The sequence below is a fragment of the Ensifer sesbaniae genome (assembly GCF_013283665.1).
Lineage (GTDB): Bacteria > Pseudomonadota > Alphaproteobacteria > Rhizobiales > Rhizobiaceae > Ensifer > Ensifer sesbaniae.
This window is the reverse complement of sequence record NZ_JABEKU010000001.1, coordinates 1,354,488-1,372,215: the sequence shown is the minus strand read 5'-3', so window position 1 is coordinate 1,372,215 and position 17,728 is coordinate 1,354,488. Positions and strand designations below refer to the sequence as shown.

13 protein-coding genes and 1 pseudogene are annotated in these 17,728 nt (G+C 63.3%); 5 read left to right on the top strand and 9 right to left on the bottom strand.

Annotated elements, in window-relative coordinates:
* Positions 1-15: 15 nt before the first annotated feature.
* The 3 genes from BHMPCIPO_RS06605 to BHMPCIPO_RS06595 all read right to left on the bottom strand — a co-directional run bounded on the left by BHMPCIPO_RS06605 (position 16) and on the right by BHMPCIPO_RS06595 (position 4,525).
* A complete protein-coding gene (locus tag BHMPCIPO_RS06605) occupies positions 16-867 on the bottom strand; it encodes an MOSC domain-containing protein (protein ID WP_173516018.1) in 852 nt (283 codons plus the stop codon).
* 181 nt (positions 868-1,048) lie between these two features.
* Complete coding sequence (locus tag BHMPCIPO_RS06600; RefSeq protein WP_173516017.1) at positions 1,049-1,705, bottom strand: HD domain-containing protein; 657 nt, start codon at positions 1,703-1,705, stop codon at positions 1,049-1,051.
* Between the two features lie 6 nt (positions 1,706-1,711).
* A complete protein-coding gene (locus BHMPCIPO_RS06595; protein ID WP_173516016.1) occupies positions 1,712-4,525 on the bottom strand; it encodes a DUF2339 domain-containing protein in 2,814 nt (937 codons plus the stop codon).
* Positions 4,526-4,819: 294 nt separating this feature from the next.
* Here BHMPCIPO_RS06595 and BHMPCIPO_RS06590 point away from each other — a divergent pair, with 294 nt between their 5' ends.
* Positions 4,820-6,832 carry a PhoX family protein gene (locus BHMPCIPO_RS06590; protein ID WP_173516015.1) on the top strand — a complete coding sequence of 671 codons (2,013 nt, stop codon included), beginning with the start codon at positions 4,820-4,822 and terminating at the stop codon, positions 6,830-6,832.
* 177 nt (positions 6,833-7,009) lie between these two features.
* On the opposite strand, the gene BHMPCIPO_RS06585 is transcribed toward BHMPCIPO_RS06590, so the two are convergent.
* Together BHMPCIPO_RS06585 and recO are read right to left on the bottom strand one after the other, a co-directional pair.
* Positions 7,010-7,519 carry a PaaI family thioesterase gene (locus BHMPCIPO_RS06585; RefSeq protein WP_173516014.1) on the bottom strand — a complete coding sequence of 170 codons (510 nt, stop codon included), beginning with the start codon at positions 7,517-7,519 and terminating at the stop codon, positions 7,010-7,012.
* 27 nt (positions 7,520-7,546) lie between these two features.
* The gene (recO, locus tag BHMPCIPO_RS06580) at positions 7,547-8,293 is read right to left on the bottom strand and encodes a DNA repair protein RecO (protein ID WP_173516013.1); all 747 of its coding nucleotides are present in this window, start codon (positions 8,291-8,293) and stop codon (positions 7,547-7,549) included.
* A gap of 215 nt (positions 8,294-8,508) precedes the next feature.
* Here recO and BHMPCIPO_RS06575 point away from each other — a divergent pair, with 215 nt between their 5' ends.
* The 4 genes and pseudogenes from BHMPCIPO_RS06575 (at position 8,509) to rkpK (ending at position 11,863) form a co-directional block, all read left to right on the top strand.
* On the top strand, positions 8,509-9,252 hold the full coding sequence (locus tag BHMPCIPO_RS06575; protein WP_173516012.1) for a L,D-transpeptidase: 744 nt from the start codon (positions 8,509-8,511) through the stop codon (positions 9,250-9,252).
* Positions 9,253-9,255: 3 nt separating this feature from the next.
* A pseudogene (locus tag BHMPCIPO_RS32765) lies at positions 9,256-9,366 on the top strand (transcriptional regulator); the annotation flags it as partial.
* A gap of 70 nt (positions 9,367-9,436) precedes the next feature.
* Complete coding sequence (locus BHMPCIPO_RS06570; RefSeq protein ID WP_173516011.1) at positions 9,437-10,480, top strand: NAD-dependent epimerase; 1,044 nt, start codon at positions 9,437-9,439, stop codon at positions 10,478-10,480.
* A 69-nt stretch (positions 10,481-10,549) separates the two neighbouring features.
* Positions 10,550-11,863 carry a UDP-glucose 6-dehydrogenase gene (rkpK, locus tag BHMPCIPO_RS06565; protein ID WP_173516010.1) on the top strand — a complete coding sequence of 438 codons (1,314 nt, stop codon included), beginning with the start codon at positions 10,550-10,552 and terminating at the stop codon, positions 11,861-11,863.
* 45 nt (positions 11,864-11,908) lie between these two features.
* Here rkpK and BHMPCIPO_RS06560 read toward each other — a convergent pair whose 3' ends face one another.
* The 4 genes from BHMPCIPO_RS06560 to BHMPCIPO_RS06545 form a co-directional block, all read right to left on the bottom strand.
* Positions 11,909-12,226, bottom strand: coding sequence for a hypothetical protein (locus BHMPCIPO_RS06560; protein ID WP_173516009.1), 318 nt, complete (start codon positions 12,224-12,226; stop codon positions 11,909-11,911).
* 204 nt (positions 12,227-12,430) lie between these two features.
* Positions 12,431-14,737 (bottom strand): Tex family protein, encoded by a 2,307-nt coding sequence (locus BHMPCIPO_RS06555; RefSeq protein WP_173516008.1) that lies wholly within the window; start codon positions 14,735-14,737, stop codon positions 12,431-12,433.
* 209 nt (positions 14,738-14,946) lie between these two features.
* Positions 14,947-16,254, bottom strand: coding sequence for a cyclopropane fatty acid synthase (locus BHMPCIPO_RS06550; RefSeq protein ID WP_173516007.1), 1,308 nt, complete (start codon positions 16,252-16,254; stop codon positions 14,947-14,949).
* 332 nt (positions 16,255-16,586) lie between these two features.
* Positions 16,587-17,585 (bottom strand): glutathione S-transferase family protein, encoded by a 999-nt coding sequence (locus tag BHMPCIPO_RS06545; protein WP_173516006.1) that lies wholly within the window; start codon positions 17,583-17,585, stop codon positions 16,587-16,589.
* Positions 17,586-17,728: the final 143 nt, after the last annotated feature.

Below are 17,728 nucleotides of genomic sequence, written 5' to 3'. Positions count from 1 at the left end.
TTTCCTCATCCCGCTCTATGCCGAAACACGCACCTTCATCGGCCAGCGCTCGCTGCGCCGGCCGATGACCTTGACCTCGTCGCGGAGCCTCACGGTGCCTTCGCTGCGCGGGACCGCATTCCAGCCGAAGAGGACGCCGGCCACGCGCCGGTCGGCCGACATGCGCTTTTCGGCCAGCCCCTGGATCGGGTTGCCGCCGATGCGCTCGCCGGTGAGTTGGTCCTGTGTCGTCATGATGCAACGGGAGCAAGGCTTGACGAGATCGAACCGGATACCGCCGATCTCGACGCTTTCCCAGAAATCTTCCTCCCAGGCTTCGTCGCAATCGACGAGGATATTGGTGCGGAAACGATCCATGCCGACGGGTTCCTGACCTTTTTCGGTGAGCGTCCGGTTGAGATCGGCGAGCGAGCCTGTCGTCGTGATCAGGATCGGGAAGCCATCGGCAAAGCCCACCGGTGCCGCCGTACCCGCCCATTCGGCACCGACCAGGCGCTCGGCCGTGGCGTCCATGTGGGCAAGCTTGACCGGGCGGGCGAACCATGCGGACAGAACCGCGTCCGTCGCATCGTCCGACACGGCAGCATTGACTTCGCTGCCCCAGACCCGGACGTTGAGCCGGCGATCCGGATCAAAGCGTACCGCAATCTCGCTGCCACCCATCTTCAGGTGCACGCCGCCATCGATGTGGCTGGCTTCGACCTTCGCCAGCGCCTGCAATTCGCGCTGGGTGATGAAGCGCCCATCCGGGTCGATCAGCATGAAACGCCGGTCGCCCTCGACACCGTCGAGATTGACGGTAACCATCTCGCGGGCGATCGCGCGGCCGCTCTTCAGCGGATGAATGTTGAGGCCGGTCACCTTCATGGGCAATTCCTTCATCTTCAAAAATTGATTCAAGCGCCTGACGATCCGATTCACCAGGTCGCGATAATCCGTTGAAACGGCTAGATCATTTTTCTGTTTCGAGGAAACGGCGAAATGATCCAGTTTCTGAAAAGTCGCAAATCCGAACGGAAAACCGTTTCACACTTTTCCTGGATTTGCTCTAAATTTCATCGAGCATCATGGCAAGCACGTCGCGCAGCCGTTGCTCGCGCTCCATGGCCAATCGGCGGCCAGCTTCGGTCTTGAAGCCATCGGCCAGCCGGAAAAGCTTGGTTTCGAAATGGTCGATGGCGAAGGCCTTGTCATCGAGCGGCCTTGCCTCCGCCAGCGGATCGAGCGGATCATAGAGGCCGCTGCCCATGCGCCCGGCGATGTAGAAACACCGGGCGGCACCGACCATGCCGATCGCATCCAGCCGGTCGGCATCCTGTAGGATCTTCGCCTCCAGCGTCTCCGGCGGAATGTTGGCGGAGAAGCTGTGAGTCAAAATGGCATGCGCCACCGCGGCCGTGTCCGCCGCGTCCCATCCGAGACCTTGCAGGATGCCTGTCGCCTTCTCCGCCGCCAGCCGCGATGCCTCAGTGCGCAACGGCGAGTTCTTCTCGACCGAAACGCAATCATGCAGCAGCACCGCTGCGGCAAGCGGCCGGGCATCCCCGCCCTCCTCCGCATGGATGCGTGCGGCGTTCTTCCAGACGCGGATCAGATGGGCGGCGTCATGCGATCCGTCATCGGCGGCAAAGGCATGCGGCAACAGCACCGCTGCGAGTTCCTCATGCGGCGCGAAGGCGGCCGCGAGTTTCGAAATGCGTGTCATGACATCCTATTGCTGTTCGGTCGGGTTCGTCGGCGCCGTCGATGCGGCGCCGACACCGGACAGGATCTTCTGGTAGAAAAGCCCGATGCCGATCAATACCCCGCCAAGGCCGATGAAGGACAGTGCCCGCAGGAAACCTTCGAGGTTGGACATGTCGATCAGGAACACTTTCAACACGGCGACGAAGACGAGAACGGCCGAAGCGATGCGGATGCTCTTGGCATGGAAGCGCGAACCGAGCACGAGCAGCAGCACGCCGAGCAGCAGCCAGACGACAGAATAGGTGTAGGTTTCTCCCTGCAGGAAATCCTTCCAATCCGCGATGTTTTCCCCCTGCCACGCGCGGCGCACGGTAAGGCTGGCCCAAGCGAAGGCAAGGACCGCGCCGCTGACCGCGAGCGCCATGACATAGGGCAAAGGCCGCTTGTCGCGCGCGTACCAGGCGAGCCCGGCATAGCCGAGCCCCGGCAACAGATAGCCGATCAGCAGCAGGTCGAAGAACGGGATACGGCCCAGGAGCTCGCCGCTGAAGTAAGGATTGAGGCCGAGGAGATGCGCCGACAGCACCGACAACATCGAGAGTACGCCGAGGCCCATGCCGCCGTAACGGAAGACGGGACTCGGCGACTTCATGTCGAGGCTCATGAAGATGGCGGACGCTCCGATCGCCAGCAGCGTGTAGATCGACTGCTCGCCGAGCGTCGGTACCGAGCTGTCGAGCACGCCGCCGTTCATCGCATGGCGCACCAGGATCGCGAGCGTCAGCAGCACGAAGAGGCTCGCCAGCGCCTGCAGGAGGTTGCGCACGCGCGTATCCGGCCAGGACCTGAGGAAGTAGGCCGAACCGGCGAGGAGCGCGGCGGGAATGCCGTAGCCGGGCAACAGCGCATTGAAGACGGGCGTGGTGCCGAGATTGCCAGCACCGACGATCGTCGGCTCCCAGGCGATGCGTCCGAGAACGACGACGGCCGCCGCGCCGGTCATCCAGGGCAGCATCGGCCAGGTGCGGATGCGCGTCGCGAGCGCATAGGCCGTACCGAGCACGGCAATCGCAAGCGTCGTGACCAATCCGTCCGTCCAGGCATGAAGCGCAAGAACGAAGAATGCGAACGAACCGGCAACCAGCAGGCCAGCCGCCGTGTCGCGTGCCTCGGTCCCGCCGTCATGTCGGTAAAGCCAGTCCGCCAGCGCGAGCAGCACGGCGCCGAGGACGAGCGAGAACAGGCCGTGCGGCAGGTCGAAGGCATAGTTACCGGTCATCAGGAATGACATGACCGTCAGCGCGATCGGAACGCCCGCGGCAATGCCGGCCCAGAGGGTCGAATATTGCGGATGCGTGACGAGGCGGCGCGACAGCACGAAGCCACCGAGCACCACGAACAGCGCCGCAAGCAGCATCGCGGTGATCATGGCGGTCCGCCCGGGCAGCACGACCGTCGGGAGAGCATCGGCCAGCGAGGGATCGAGATAGGCGAGCACGCCGCTCAGCGCCGTCAGGCTCCAGACGCCGGCGACTGCGCCGACCGCAGAAAGCACGGCGGGATAGACCGCCGTCGTCCGCCACGCTCCGAGCGCTGCCAGCGCAGCAATGACCACGGCAAATTCCGTCACAGGATATTTGACCGCGGTCACCGCCGGGCTGATGAGAAGGAGCGCCAGAACCGTGGCGGCGATGGCCGCGGAAATGGAAATTGCCGCATGCGGCGGGATAAACAGCCGCTCCCACGGTCCGGCAACGGCGCCGCGTCGCGCCACTCCGTCAGGCACCTCGGCCGCAGGCGCTGCTTCCGTGGCCCCCGGCCAGATAAGACAGGTGCCCGCGATCATCACCAGCAGCGCAAAAGCGACCGGCAGCGGTTCGAATGGCGAAACCGCACTGATATAGGCGAGCCCCCAAAGCCCGATGCCCGCATTGGCCAAAGTTGGCACTACGGTCCAGGTCCGCAGCCGCGAGGCTAAGAGGGTCGCCACCCAGACGACTGACAGGAAACCGAAGAGCACCCAGGGGCGCGGCTCGTCGCTGGAGACGAGTGCCGGCGTTGCGAGCGAGGCAAGCAGACCGAGGCCGGCGAGCGCCTGTCCATGCAGCAGCGACAGACCGACGGTCGCCAGCGAGATCGCGGCCAAGAGAACGAATGCTGAGCCCGCGCCGATATAGCCGTAGATGTCGTAGGCGGCATAGGCGACGCCGAAGAGGGTGACGGAACCGGCAGCCGTCAGGATGCCGGGGATCATCGCGTTCTGGAACTCATTGGCGATGACAGGCACGGCGCGCCTGCGAATGACCTCCCCCGCGGCCACCAGCAGGAGGCCGAACAGGGCGGCAAGCGTGAGGCGAACCGCCGGGCTCAGGAGGCCGGCATCGATCGAATATTTGACCATGAAGACGCCGCCGAGCGCCAGCGCGATGCCGCCGACCCAGACGGCCCAACGCGCACCGAGGCGGCTTTCCAGGCTTTCGGCGTGACGGGGCGCGGCCGTGACCGGCTGCGGCGCTTCCGTGCTGGCGGCGGTCGTCTCGTCGCCCTCGATGCCTTCCGCCGCTTTCTCCGCGTCGCCAAAGATCCGCTCACCCTCGTGCACACTTGCCGGCAGGCCGACGGCGGCAACCGTCTCCGTTTCCGTCGGCAATTCGGGCGCAGCGGCAAACTCTTCGCTCGTGCCTTCGGCTTCAACGCCTTCGCGCGACGAGGCCTTCAGGCTTGCGACCTCCGCCCTCAGGGTGGCGAGTTCCCGCTCCAGCCGCTCGGCCGTCTTGCGACCGCCGACAAAGGCGGCAAGCGCCAGGATAACGGCAAAAAGATCAAAGAGTTCGAACATGGTTTCCCCTGACAGTCGCACATGCAAACCGCGCGCAACCATACAAACTTTTACGCGCTCGCCAAATGTCTACAGCGCCGCGCGTCCCGCCCGACGCGCAAAGATCGCTGTAGCACCTGAATTGCCGCATGTTTCCTTAAATCGAAGACGGTTTAAGGAAACATGCAGTAGACGGGCTAGTGCTGTAATCTCTTCACGGAAATGTCGCAGAACTGTCATCGAGCAACTGATACAGGCGGATGAGCACCGCCGTCGCACGCGGTGGTTTCCATCGTTCAACCAGGAGACCCGATCATGGACAAGCATCTCGGCCAGACGGAAGAGACCGAATTCAAGACGCTGACGGAACGCAGGGAAGAGCTGGAAGACATCGGCCACAACTGTTCCACCAATCCGACGATGGGCGACATCATCCATCGCCGCTTCTCGCGCCGCTCGTTCATCGGCGGCTCGCTCGCCGTTGCCGCGATTTCGACGACCGTCAGCCCGCTCGCTCTCCTGACCGCCGAAGAAGCACGCGCCGAAGAAGGTTCGCGTTTCGACTTCACCGAGATCGAAGCCGGCGTTGATGAAAAGCACCATGTCGCCGAAGGCTACGATGCCGATATCCTGCTGCGCTGGGGCGACAAGATCTTCGCCGAGAGCCCGGAGTTCGACCCGAAGAACCAGACGGCCGCCGCCCAGGAAAAGCTGTTCGGCTACAACAATGACTATGTCGGCTTCATCCCGCTCGACGGCAGCGCCGACCACGGTCTCCTGGTCGTCAACCACGAGTACACCAATGCCGAGCTGATGTTCCCGGCGTTCGCCAGCGTCGTGAAGGAAAAGGTGACGAAGGACGGCAAGGAAGTCGAGGAAGAGAAGGTCGTTCTCGGCGAATATACCAAGGAACTGGTCGACATCGAGATGGCTGCCCATGGCGGCACGATCATCGAGATCCGCAAGGTCGACGGCAAATGGCAGCCGGTTCTCGACGGCAAGCACAACCGCCGCATCACCGTCAACACCGAGATGCAGATCACCGGCCCCGCCGCCGGTCATGACCGCCTGAAGACGCAGTCCGATCCGACGGGCAGACAAGTCTTCGGCACGATCAACAACTGCGCCGGCGGCGTCACCGCCTGGGGCACCTACATGATGGCCGAAGAAAACTTCAACGGCTATTTCGGCGGCGAGATTGCCGAGGATCATCCCGAATACAAGCAACTCAAGCGCCTGGGCGCCCCGGGCGGCCAGTATGAATGGGCCTCCTTCTATGACCGGTTCGACGTCTCCAAGGAGCCGAACGAAGCCAATCGTTTCGGCTGGATCGTCGAGGTCGACGCGCTGGACCCGACTTCGGTGCCGAAGAAGCGCACCGCACTCGGCCGCTTCAAGCATGAAGGCTGCGAATCGATCGTCAACAAGGATGGCCGCGTCGTGCTCTATTCCGGCGACGACGAGCGTTTCGACTATGTCTACAAGTTCGTGACCAAGGGCACGTTCAACCCTGATGATCGCGCCGCCAACATGGATCTCTTCGACGAAGGCACGCTCTATGTCGCCAAGTTCGATGAAGACGGCACCGTCACCTGGATGCCGCTGGTCCACGGCGAGGGCCCGCTGACCGAAGCCAACGGCTTCGCCTCCCAGGCCGACGTGCTGATCAACACCCGTCTTGCCTCCGATGCACTCGGCGCCACCAAGATGGACCGTCCGGAAGACGTGCAGCCGAACCCGAAGACGGGCAAGGTCTACGTGATGCTGACCAACAATACCAAGCGCAAGGCCGAAGAAGTCGACGCCGCCAACCCGCGCGCCAAGAACGCTTTCGGCCATATCGTCGAGATCACGGAGACCGACGGCGACTTCGCTTCGCTGAAGAGCCGCTGGGACGTGCTGCTGAAGTGCGGCGATCCAAGTGTTGCCGAGGTCGGCGCCTCGTTCTCGACCGCCACCACCAAGAACGGCTGGTTCGGCATGCCCGACAATTGCGCCATCGACGCCGACGGCCGCCTCTGGGTGGCGACCGACGGCAACAACCAGAAGGAAACCGGCCGCACCGACGGCATCTGGGCGATCGACACGGACGGCGCCGCTCGCGGCACGTCGAAGCTCTTCTTCCGCGTGCCGGTTGGTGCCGAAATGTGCGGTCCCTGCTTCAACCCGACGTCGGATACCTTCTTCCTCTCGGTCCAGCATCCGGGCGACGCCGGCCTTGCCACCTACGAGACGCCGGCAACCCGCTGGCCCGACTTTAAGGATGACATGCCGGTTCGCCCGGCCGTCGTCGCCGTGACCAAGCAGGGTGGCGGCCGCATCGGCTGATCAGGACTGCGGATCGCAAACGAACGCCGCGCAGCTCTGCGCGGCGTTCTTGTTTCCGGAGTTGTTTTTGGCGACGCAATTCCGGACGGAAAACCGCTTCGCACTTTTCCTGGAATTGTAGTTGAAGTGACGCAATTCCGGACGGAAAACCGCTTCGCACTTTTCCTGGAATTGCTTTTAACGCCGCAGATTGTCGATCGGGAAGATCGCGCAGGTTTCGGTGCCATGGGCCAGCAGCTTGCCGTTTCCGTCGCGAAGCCAGGCTTCCGATGTCGCGATCGTACGGCCGCGATGCACGATGCGCCCCTCGCAGAAGACCTCCCCCATTCCTGGGAGCAACGGCCGGACGAGGTTCAGCTTGAACTCGACGGTCGTATAGGCTTCGCCCGGTTTGACCGTGGTGAAGACAGCGCAACCGAGTGCGGAATCCATGATCGTCGCCGTCCAACCGCCATGAACCGTGCCGAGCGGGTTGAGATGTTCCTCGGTCGGCAATCCCTTGAAGACCACCCGGCCCTCCTCGACCTCGGTCAGGCCGAACTTCAGCGTCGCCGACATCGGCGGAGCCGGCAGATCGCCGCTCAAGAGGTCCTGCATCGCCTTGAGGCCCCCGTCGCGGGCAACACGATCGAGGGGCAGCACGCCGATTCCAGATACGGGCATGCCGGGGTAAAGCTCCTGGAACATCTAATACTCCTGGGTCAGGCTGCTCAGTCAGGCGGCCGAAGGATGGGATTTCAGCGCCTTGAGCGCCGCATGGACGAAGCCGTCGCGCGCGGAAGATACGTCGAGACCGCGCGGCTCATAGACATGGCGGTTGAGGAAGAAGGCGGTCAGGCGGAAGGCGGCGGCAAGGCTGTCGTGATCCGCCGCCCGGCGCGTTTGCGCGGAAAGGAACTCCGGCAGCGCCAACATCCGGTCGGCATAGCGTTCCCCCGCCGCCCGGCAGACCGCCCTGCCCGATTTCGGCGAGACATAGACCAGTTCGGTGCGCGCACCGGTCGCGACACATTCCGTCAGATCGAGCCCGAATCCGAGGTCGTTGAGAACCGCAAGCTCGAAGCGCACGAACAATTCTCCGGCATCGGCCGGATCGGCGAGATGATCGACGATGACGGTCAGCGCCTCGTAGAGATGCGGATGCGGGTCACGCTCCGGGAGGAGCCGCAGCAGCGCACCGAGAGCCTGGATGCCATAGACCGAGGTCGCCGTCTCCATCAGCCGGGCGGCACGCAGTTCCACCGGTTCGATGCGGAATTCGCCCATGTGCTCGTCAAGCCGCGCGCGCCAGGTCACTTCCACCGAATTGCCCGGCTGCAGCACCGGCTGCATGATGCGCGAGCGGCCGGAGCGCACCATGCCGAGATGCCGGCCGTGGGCGGCGCTCATAACCTCCACGATGGCCGAGCTTTCGCCGTGCCGCCGTATCCCGAGAATAATGGCCTGATCGCTCCATTGCATGGATATGGCATACACCCGCGGTCGAAAGCGGATCAAGCTATGTTGCGAGGACAAGCGCGACGCGGCCGAGTGTCGCCTTTCGGTCACACTCATTGGTTGCCTCATTTGCGACATGCTGTCGCCGCCCGGACGCCGTCTTTGACATTAGAACGGAAGAGCGGCAAAAGCCGTGCCTCCCGCCCAAAATGACAATCAGCAGGATCAAAATTTTCATTATGTGTGTGTCCCGGAACAGCGCCGGCCGCCTGGCGCAGCTCTTCGCCCTTCTTCTCGCCACCTCGACGCTCGCCAGTTGCGTCACCACGTCGGGGCCGGCCAAGCCGAAGGGACCGGATCCACACTATGTGGCGATGTACGGGCCGCTGCCCAACGAAAAGTTCCCGCTGGACGCGATCGATATCAGCATGGTCGACAAGCGATATCTGCGCCAGCAGGTCGCCTATCAGACGCATGAGCCGCCGGGCACGATCGTGATCGATACGCAGAACCGCTTCCTCTACCTCGTCCAGGATGGCGGCATGGCGATGCGCTACGGCATCGGTGTCGGCAAGGCCGGCCTGGAATTCGCGGGCGAGGCGCGCATTGCGCGCAAGGCCGAATGGCCGCGCTGGACGCCGACGCAGGACATGGTGGCGCGCGAGCCCGAGCGCTACGGCCCGCTTGCCGGCGGGATGGAGCCGGGTGTGCGCAACCCGCTTGGACCGCGCGCGCTTTATCTCTTCCAGGGCAACCGCGACACGCTGTTCCGCATCCACGGCACGACCGAGGCCTGGTCGATCGGCAAGGCCGTGTCGAGCGGCTGCATCCGTCTCTTCAACCCCGATATCATCGATCTCTACAGCCGCGTGCCGCTCGACTCGCGTGTCGTGGTACTGCAGGCCGAACCGCCGATGACGGAGCCGGCCGCCGGCGTGCCCATGGCGAGCGCTGCCAATGGCGGCCTGCCCCCGGCCTATTGATAGAACGCCTTGCCGATCCAAGCCATCCACGAGCGCCGGATCAGCCAATATGCGGGACACGCGATGTCGGTCCTCTCCGCGCTGCAACAGGGGCTGGACCGACCATCGGAGTGATGGTTTCGACTTTCCATTGCGCGGCTTTCTTCGTAAGAACGCCCTGACAACACAATCTGGGGACATGGTCGTGCGCTACCTCATCACCGGCACCGCGGGCTTCATCGGTTTTCATCTCGCCAAGCGATTGATCGACGAAGGACATTTCGTGGTCGGCTTCGACGGCATGACGCCCTATTACGATGTCACGCTGAAGCAGCGCCGGCATGCAATCCTGTCCCGATCGAACGGCTTCAAGGCCGTCGTCGGCATGCTCGAAGACCGCGCGGCGCTGAACCATGCGGCGGAGATTGCCGAGCCCGAGGTCATCATCCACCTCGCGGCCCAGGCCGGCGTGCGCTACAGCCTCGAAAATCCCAAGGCCTATGTCGATTCCAACCTCTTCGGTTCGTGGAACATCCTGGAACTGGCGCGCGAACTCGGCCCGAAGCACCTGATGCTCGCCTCGACGTCGTCGATCTACGGCGCCAACGAGAAGATCCCGTTTGCGGAAACCGATCGCGCCGATGAGCCGATGACGCTCTATGCCGCCACGAAGAAATCGATGGAGCTGATGGCGCACAGCTATGCCCATCTCTACAAGGTTCCGACCACGGCCTTCCGCTTCTTCACCGTCTATGGTCCCTGGGGCCGGCCCGACATGGCGCTGTTCAAGTTCGTCGACGCCATTCACAAGGGACAGCCGATCGACATCTACGGCGAAGGCCGCATGAGCCGCGACTTCACCTACATCGACGACCTCGTCGAAGGCATTCTCCGGCTCTCGCAAGTGGCGCCGGCGGAAGAAAACCGCGTGCCGTCCGAGAGGGCCGAGGACACGCTGTCGCGCCAGGGGCCGTTCCGGGTCGTCAATGTCGGCGGCGGCCAGCCGGTCGAGCTGATGACCTTCGTCGAGACGGTCGAGAAGGCGGTCGGCAAACCGGCGCTGCGCAACATGCTGCCGATGCAGCAGGGCGACGTGCCGCGCACCTATGCCTCTCCCGATCTGCTCGAGGCATTGACCGATTTCAAACCCTCGATCCCGGTGGAAGAAGGCGTGGCGCGCTTTGCCGCCTGGTATGAGGAATACTACAATGTCGACGGCAAAGCCGGATCCTCGGCCTCGCAGGCATAAGCACGTGCGAACCGGCAGGGTTTGCGCGTTCACCGACAAGAGCTCGCCAGACAACGAAGGAAAGAGCCTATGAAAATCACGATGATCGGCGCCGGCTATGTGGGCCTCGTTTCCGGTGTGTGTTTTGCGGATTTCGGTCATGACGTCGTTTGCCTCGACAAGGATGAGAGCAAGATCGACGCGCTGATGCAGGGGCGAATCCCGATCTTCGAACCCGGCCTCGACCAGCTGGTCGCCAGCAACGTCGCCTCGGGCCGGCTGTCGTTCACCACCGATCTCGTTGCCGCCGTCGCCGACAGCGACGTGATCTTCATCGCGGTCGGCACCCCTTCCCGCCGCGGCGACGGTCATGCGGACCTGTCCTATGTGTATGCGGCGGCCCGCGAGATCGCCGCCAATCTCCAGGGCTTCACCGTCATCGTCACCAAGTCCACCGTTCCGGTCGGCACGGGCGACGAGGTCGAGCGCATCATTCGCGAGACCAATCCCGGCGCCGATTTCGCCGTCGTCTCCAATCCGGAATTCCTGCGCGAGGGGGCGGCGATCGAGGACTTCAAGCGGCCTGACCGCATCGTCATCGGCGTTGCCGGCGATGACGAGCGGGCGCGCGACGTCATGACCGAGGTTTACCGGCCGCTCTATCTCAACCAGTCGCCGCTCGTCTTCACGTCGCGCCGCACCTCCGAGCTGATCAAGTATGCCGGCAATGCCTTCCTGGCGATGAAGATCACCTTCATCAACGAGATGGCCGATCTCTGCGAAAAGGTCGGCGCCAATGTCCAGGACGTCGCCCGCGGCATCGGCCTCGACGGCCGCATCGGCTCGAAGTTCCTGCATGCCGGCCCCGGCTACGGCGGCTCGTGCTTCCCGAAGGACACGCTGGCCCTGGTCAAGACCGCCCAGGACCATGACGCGCCCGTGCGCCTCGTCGAGACCACGGTTGCGATCAACGACAACCGCAAGCGGGCGATGGGGCGCAAGGTGATCGCGGCGGCCGGCGGCGACGTGCGCGGCCACAAGATCGCGATCCTCGGCCTCACCTTCAAGCCGAACACCGACGACATGCGCGACAGCCCGGCGATCGCCATCGTGCAGACGCTGCAGGATGCCGGCGCCCACATTGTCGGCTACGACCCGGAAGGCATGGAGAACGCCAAGAAGATCATCGACGGTATCGATTACGCCGGCGATCCCTACGAGGCGGCCAACGAGGCCGATGCGCTGGTGATCGTTACGGAATGGAACGAGTTTCGGGCGCTGGACTTCCGCCGCCTGAAAGCGGCGATGAAGAAGCCTGTGCTCGTCGACCTCAGGAACATCTACCGCCAGGACGAGGTCGCCAAGCACGGCTTTGCCTATTCCAGTATCGGCCGGCCCCTCTGAGGGGTCCCAACCGGCGAGAGGCCGCGCACGGTACGGCGCGGCCGGCTATGCTTTTGGAACCGGCAGCGGCGGCAGAGCTTCCCAACTCTTGCCCGCAAGGATGACGCAGCTGCGGCCGTTGACGTCGGTGACGATCAGTGTCCAGCTGCCGTTGTCGGCTGCGTAGACTTCCATGATCGCCTGAGGATTGATGAGCGCCGTCGCGGCTGGTTTCTCTCGATATTGTCGCGCCAGAAACTCGATCACCTCGGATCGGTTAGCGCAATTTATGGGCGCTTGCGAAACTGCCGGAACCGGGCGCGCCGTCACACCTGCCGCCAGAAGAGCGGCCAGCGCGAAGCCGCGGATCACCTTGCGTACCATCACGCAACTCCTTTCACCGGATGCCCGGCGGAGGAGGAGTTTCCGCTGACCTTTTCCGCCGTCGATCCGGCTGCTCGATCGGCACATTGCTCACAAAATGCACGTGCCACGATGAAGAGAGTATGGCGGAAAGCCGATATTATTACAATTATCTAAATTATAGACTGTCCCTCGGGGCGCCGGAGCGCCCCGATAGAGGCGCTGCTATTTGCGCTTCATCGCTTCCATCAAGGCCGCCCCAAAGGCGCCTTGCGATGGCGCTTGCGGCTTCTGCTGACGCACGGGCGCGCCGCGGTTGCCGCCGTTCGGTGCACTTCCACGCGCCTCACGGCCAGACTCGGCGCCGCCGTCCTTTCGCATCGTCAAGCCGATGCGCTTGCGGGCAACGTCCACCTCGGTGACGCGGACGGTCACGACGTCTCCGGCTTTCACCACTTCGTGCGGATCCTTGATGAAGCGGTCCGCCAGTTGCGACACGTGAACAAGCCCGTCCTGGTGCACGCCGATATCGATGAAGGCGCCAAAGGCCGCAACGTTGGTAACGGTGCCCTCGAGCTGCATGCCGACCTTCAGGTCCTTGATGTCGTCGACACCCTCGGCGAAGGTCGCCGTCTTAAAGCTCGGGCGCGGGTCACGGCCCGGCTTTTCAAGTTCGGCCAGGATGTCCTTGACGGTCGGCAGGCCGAACCGTTCGTCCACGAAGGTCCTCGGATCGAGCTTCTTCAATGCAGCGCTGTCGCCCATCAGCGCGCGCACGTCGCGGCCGCAGGCTGCAACGATCTTCTTGGCAACGCCATAGGCTTCCGGATGCACCGAGGAGGCGTCGAGCGGCTCCTTGCCGTTCGGGATACGCAGGAAGCCCGCGCACTGTTCGAAGGTGCGCGCGCCGAGCCGCGGCACCTTCAACAGCTCCTTGCGGCTTTCAAACGGCCCGGTCGCGTCGCGATGCGCCACGATCGCCTCGGCCGAGGACTTGCCGAGACCGGAAACACGGGCGAGCAGTGGGGCAGACGCCGTGTTGACGTCGACGCCGACGGCATTCACCGCATCTTCCACCACCGCATCGAGCGAGCGGCTGAGCTTCGACTGGTCGACATCGTGCTGGTATTGGCCGACGCCGATCGATTTCGGCTCGATCTTCACGAGTTCGGCCAGCGGATCCTGCAGGCGACGGGCGATTGAAACGGCACCGCGCAGAGAAACGTCGAGGCCGGGGAACTCCAGGGCGGCGGTTTCGGAGGCCGAGTAAACCGATGCTCCGGCCTCAGAGACGATGACCTTGGTCGGCTTCGGCGCAGGCAGTTGCTGCAGCATGTCGGCAACCAGCTTTTCGGTCTCGCGGCTACCCGTGCCGTTGCCGATCGCGATCAGTTCCACCTTGTGCTTGCGGATCAGCGAGGCGAGCTCGGCCTGCGTTCCGCGAATGTCGTTTTTCGGCGGGAACGGGTAGACGGTCGTCGTTTCGAGGAGTTTGCCGGTGCCGTCGACCACGGCGACCTTGACGCCGGTGCGGATGCCCGGATCAAGCCCCATCGTCGCCCGCGATCCCGCGGGTGCGGCAAGCAGCAGGTCCTTGAGGTTGCGGGCAAAGACGTGGATCGCCTCCTCCTCGGCGCGCTCGCGCAGTTCGCGCATCAGGTCGAGCGACAGCGACATGGAGAGCTTCACGCGCCAGGTCCAGCCGATCATCTCGGCCAGCCATTTGTCACCCGGCAGATGAGCGCCGACATTGTAGGCGGCGGCGATCATGCGCTCGACCGGCTTGACCGGCGAGGTATCGTCCTGATCGACGACGATGTCGACGGAAAGCACCTCCTCGTTCCAACCGCGCAGCATCGCCAGCGCCCGGTGGCTGGGCGTCGTCGCCCAACGCTCGGAGTGGTCGAAGTAGTCCGAGAACTTGGCGCCGGCTTCCTGTTTGCCCTCGACCACCTTTGCGCGCAGGAAGGCGGCGCCCTTCATGTGGTTGCGCAGGCGGCCAAGCAAGTCGGCGTTTTCGGTCATGCCTTCGGCAATGATGTCGCGGGCACCATCGAGCGCCGCCTTCACATCGACGACCTCGGCGGACAGGAAGGCGGTTGCGCGATCGGCCGGCGCCATGGAGCGATCGGCAAGGATCGCTTCGGCCAGCGGTCCGAGGCCACGCTCGCGGGCGATCTCCGCCTTGGTGCGGCGCTTCGGCTTATAGGGCAGATAGATGTCTTCGAGCTCGGCTTTGGTTTCGACGGCGGCGATCTTGGCTTCGAGTTCGTCGGTCAGCTTGCCCTGCCCGCGGATCGATTCGAGGATCGACGCCCGGCGTGCCTCGAGTTCGCGCAAGTAGGTCAGCCGCTCCGACAGCACACGCAGTTGCGTATCGTCGAGCCCGCCGGTCACTTCCTTGCGGTAACGCGCGATGAACGGCACCGTTGCCCCCTCGTCCAGCAACTCGACAGCGGCGGTAACCTGAGAAGCTGTTGCCTTGATTTCGCTGGCGATGATGGCGGCGATAGGTTTTGCGGGGCTGGCCATGGGGAGTTCCGTCTTTCCTGCAGCGCTTCGAAGCGCTGCACGTTTTGTCCCTGGATCGCAGCCGATCCAGGGAAACAGGCAGTTCGTTTGGTTCGCGACCATAAAGGCGCAGAGCTTCCAGGCCAAGTGAAGGCCTTCGGAGGAAATCCGGAACTCCACAGAAGATCGGAACCCCTGGCCCCCTGTGGGGCCGCGGAGATGGCCTTGGATCAGACCGCGATTGCAGCCGGCTCGATATGTTCTTCCGGCGGCGCTTCATCCCAATTGTTGACCGGTTCGAGTGGCGGCCGGCGTTTCTCGAACTCGATCAATTGCCGCTCCCGCTCCTCGATGTAACCGCGGGAGACCGGCACGGCATCGAGAGAAGGCGAAAGCTGGAGCTGGAAGACGAAGTGCTTGTCGTAGAGGAAGGCCGTTTCGGAAGCCGCCAGATAGAATTCCCACATGCGGAAGAAGCGTTCGTCATAGAGCCGCACCGCCTCTTCGCGGCGGGCGACAAACCGCTCCCGCCAGGCGCGCAAGGTCCAGGCATAGTGCATCGGCAGGATCTCGATATCCTTCACCAGGAGCCGCATCCGCTCGACCGATGGCAGAACCTCGGAAAGAGCGGGAATGTAACCGCCGGGGAAGATGTATTTCTCGATCCATGGATTGGTTGCCCAGGGCTTGTAGACCTGGCCGATCGAATGCAGCAGCATGACACCTTCAGGCTTCAGCAACTCCTTCATCTTGCTGAAGAAATTTCCGTAATTGCCGATGCCGACATGCTCGAACATACCAACGGAGACGATGCGATCGAACTGCCGGTCCTGCATGGTGCGGTAGTCCTGCAGTTCGAAGCGGACGCGATCGGAAAGCCCGCGCCGGGCGGCGCGATCACGGGACACCTTGAGCTGCTCCTCGCTGAGCGTGATGCCGGTGACCTCCACCCCGGAGGATTCGGCCAGGTACATGGCCATTCCGCCCCAGCCAGAACCGACTTCCAGCACTTTCTGCCCCGGCTCCAGCAGAAGCTTCGCGGCGATATGCCGTTTCTTGGCAAGCTGGGCCGCATCGAGCGAGATGCCCCGCGGCTGGAAATAGGCGCAGGAATATTGCCAATCCTCATCGAGGAACAGGTTGAAGAGCTTGCGGTCGAGATCGTAATGATGCGCAACATTGTGCCGGTTGCGGTTGACAGGCATGCGGCTGCGCACCTGCTGGCGCAAGACATGCTGCAGGGCCGTCAGCGTGTTCGCAAAGGTTGCCGCATTCTCCAGCCCATTGTCCTTGACGATCGAAAGCACGTCGAAGATGTCACCTCTTTCGATGACGACGCGCCCGTCCATGTACATCTCACCGAAGCGAAGGCCCGGGTCCCGGACGATCGCTTTCTCCGCCTCTGCATCGACGATGCGGATCGATGCCGGTTTTCCGGTGCCGTCACCCAGAATGACCTGTTCGCCGGAAGAAAAAGTCACCGTCAGGTTGCCGTTGCGCACCAGGCGACGAAGCAAAGTCAACAATGCTGCATTCATATCCCACCCCTACCAGACCTACAGACGTGTCCTGGTGCATGAGAGATGCGAAGGGTCGGCTCGTTCGGGGCTTCGAGGAGATGCGCCGGCGCGCATTGGGAACAGACGCGGCGCGTCCCGAAGCGGCGAGAACCGGCTCGGGCGTGGCCTCACGGCATCCAGCGGGCGCGTCAGGCTCCTCGTGCTTGCGTCGCCGGATATTCGTCAGGCCAGCCGCCATCGGGCTCCTATCCATCAGAACTTCCATTAATCTAGGAAGCTTCAATCGATTGGCAATGGGCTCTTTGTGGCCCCTCATAGATTTGGTTCCTTAGCAATTGCTGAGGAACAGCCTAGCCACCAATGATCCCTCGGCCCCCCAGGCGAGCACGGTCATGCGGGCGATCGAAGTCCAGGATTGGGCCAGCGGCAACAATACGGGTCGGATTGATGTGGGCAATGCCGTAGTAACCGCGCTTGATGTGATCGATGCGCACGCTCTCGCGGATGCCCGGCCATTGATAGATTTCGCGCAAGTAGTTCGACAACGCCGGGTAGTCTTCGATCCGACGGATGTTGCATTTGAAGGCGCCGTGATAGGCCGCATCGAAGCGCACCAGGGTGACGAACAGGCGGATGTCGGCCTCGGTCAGGTACTCGCCGGCGAGGTACCGGTTGGCCGCAAGGTGCGCATCAAGCCCGTCGAGCATGCCGAACAGGCTCGCCACCGCCTCATCATAGGGTTCCTGCGTCTTCGCAAAGCCGCACCGGTAGACGCCGTTGTTGACCCGTTCGTAGATCGGGCCGTTCCAGCGATCGATCTCGCTGCGCAGCGCCTCCGGATAGAAATCGAGCCGGTTGCCGGTCAGGTGATCGAAGGCTGCGTTCAGGATACGGATGATGTCTGCGGACTCGTTGTTGACGATCCGCCCCTCCTGCATATCCCAGAGAACCGGAACAGAGACCTTGCCGGTATAGGTCGGGTCGCTCGCCACATAGAGTTCATGATGAAAGCGGATCTTGCCGACGCGCTCGCCGGCATCGACGGGCTCGTCATAGGTCCAGCCATCCTCGCCGAGAACCGGGTTGGCCACCGTAAGCCCGATGATCTGCTGCAATCCCTTGAGGTTTCTGAAAGCGATCGTGCGCGAGGCCCAGGGGCAGAGATAGGAAACGAACAGGCGGTAGCGCCCAGCCTCGGCCGGCAGAGCCGGCTGGCCATTCGGGCCCGGGCTTCCGTCTGGCGTGATCCAGCGGTGAAAGCGCGTCGGTTCCCGGTGAAATGCGCCGCCCTTCATCTCGCTCGCCGCAACGTCGCCCTTGACCCATTTCCCCTCGACAAGCTGCGGCATTTCTTCTCTCCGGATCGCAAAAAATCAGCGATAGCTACGTCTCACAGGGCCTGGCTAAGGGTCAATCGCGCGCGCGGGTGACACATTGTTCGCAATCCGCGACACGCACGCGATACGTGCACGATCATCGTTGCGCCACATTA

Excerpts from the sequence above, each read along its gene's own strand:
- BHMPCIPO_RS06605 (WP_173516018.1), bottom strand. The coding sequence starts at position 867 with ATGAAGGTGACCGGCCTCAACATTCATCCGCTGAAGAGCGGCCGCGCG.
- BHMPCIPO_RS06600 (WP_173516017.1), bottom strand. The coding sequence starts at position 1,705 with ATGACACGCATTTCGAAACTCGCGGCCGCCTTCGCGCCGCATGAGGAA.
- BHMPCIPO_RS06595 (WP_173516016.1), bottom strand. The coding sequence starts at position 4,525 with ATGTTCGAACTCTTTGATCTTTTTGCCGTTATCCTGGCGCTTGCCGCC.
- BHMPCIPO_RS06590 (WP_173516015.1), top strand. The coding sequence starts at position 4,820 with ATGGACAAGCATCTCGGCCAGACGGAAGAGACCGAATTCAAGACGCTG.
- BHMPCIPO_RS06585 (WP_173516014.1), bottom strand. The coding sequence starts at position 7,519 with ATGTTCCAGGAGCTTTACCCCGGCATGCCCGTATCTGGAATCGGCGTG.
- recO (WP_173516013.1), bottom strand. The coding sequence starts at position 8,293 with ATGCAATGGAGCGATCAGGCCATTATTCTCGGGATACGGCGGCACGGC.
- BHMPCIPO_RS06575 (WP_173516012.1), top strand. The coding sequence starts at position 8,509 with ATGTGTGTGTCCCGGAACAGCGCCGGCCGCCTGGCGCAGCTCTTCGCC.
- rkpK (WP_173516010.1), top strand. The coding sequence starts at position 10,550 with ATGAAAATCACGATGATCGGCGCCGGCTATGTGGGCCTCGTTTCCGGT.
- BHMPCIPO_RS06560 (WP_173516009.1), bottom strand. The coding sequence starts at position 12,226 with ATGGTACGCAAGGTGATCCGCGGCTTCGCGCTGGCCGCTCTTCTGGCG.
- BHMPCIPO_RS06555 (WP_173516008.1), bottom strand. The coding sequence starts at position 14,737 with ATGGCCAGCCCCGCAAAACCTATCGCCGCCATCATCGCCAGCGAAATC.
- BHMPCIPO_RS06550 (WP_173516007.1), bottom strand. The coding sequence starts at position 16,254 with ATGAATGCAGCATTGTTGACTTTGCTTCGTCGCCTGGTGCGCAACGGC.
- BHMPCIPO_RS06545 (WP_173516006.1), bottom strand. The coding sequence starts at position 17,585 with ATGCCGCAGCTTGTCGAGGGGAAATGGGTCAAGGGCGACGTTGCGGCG.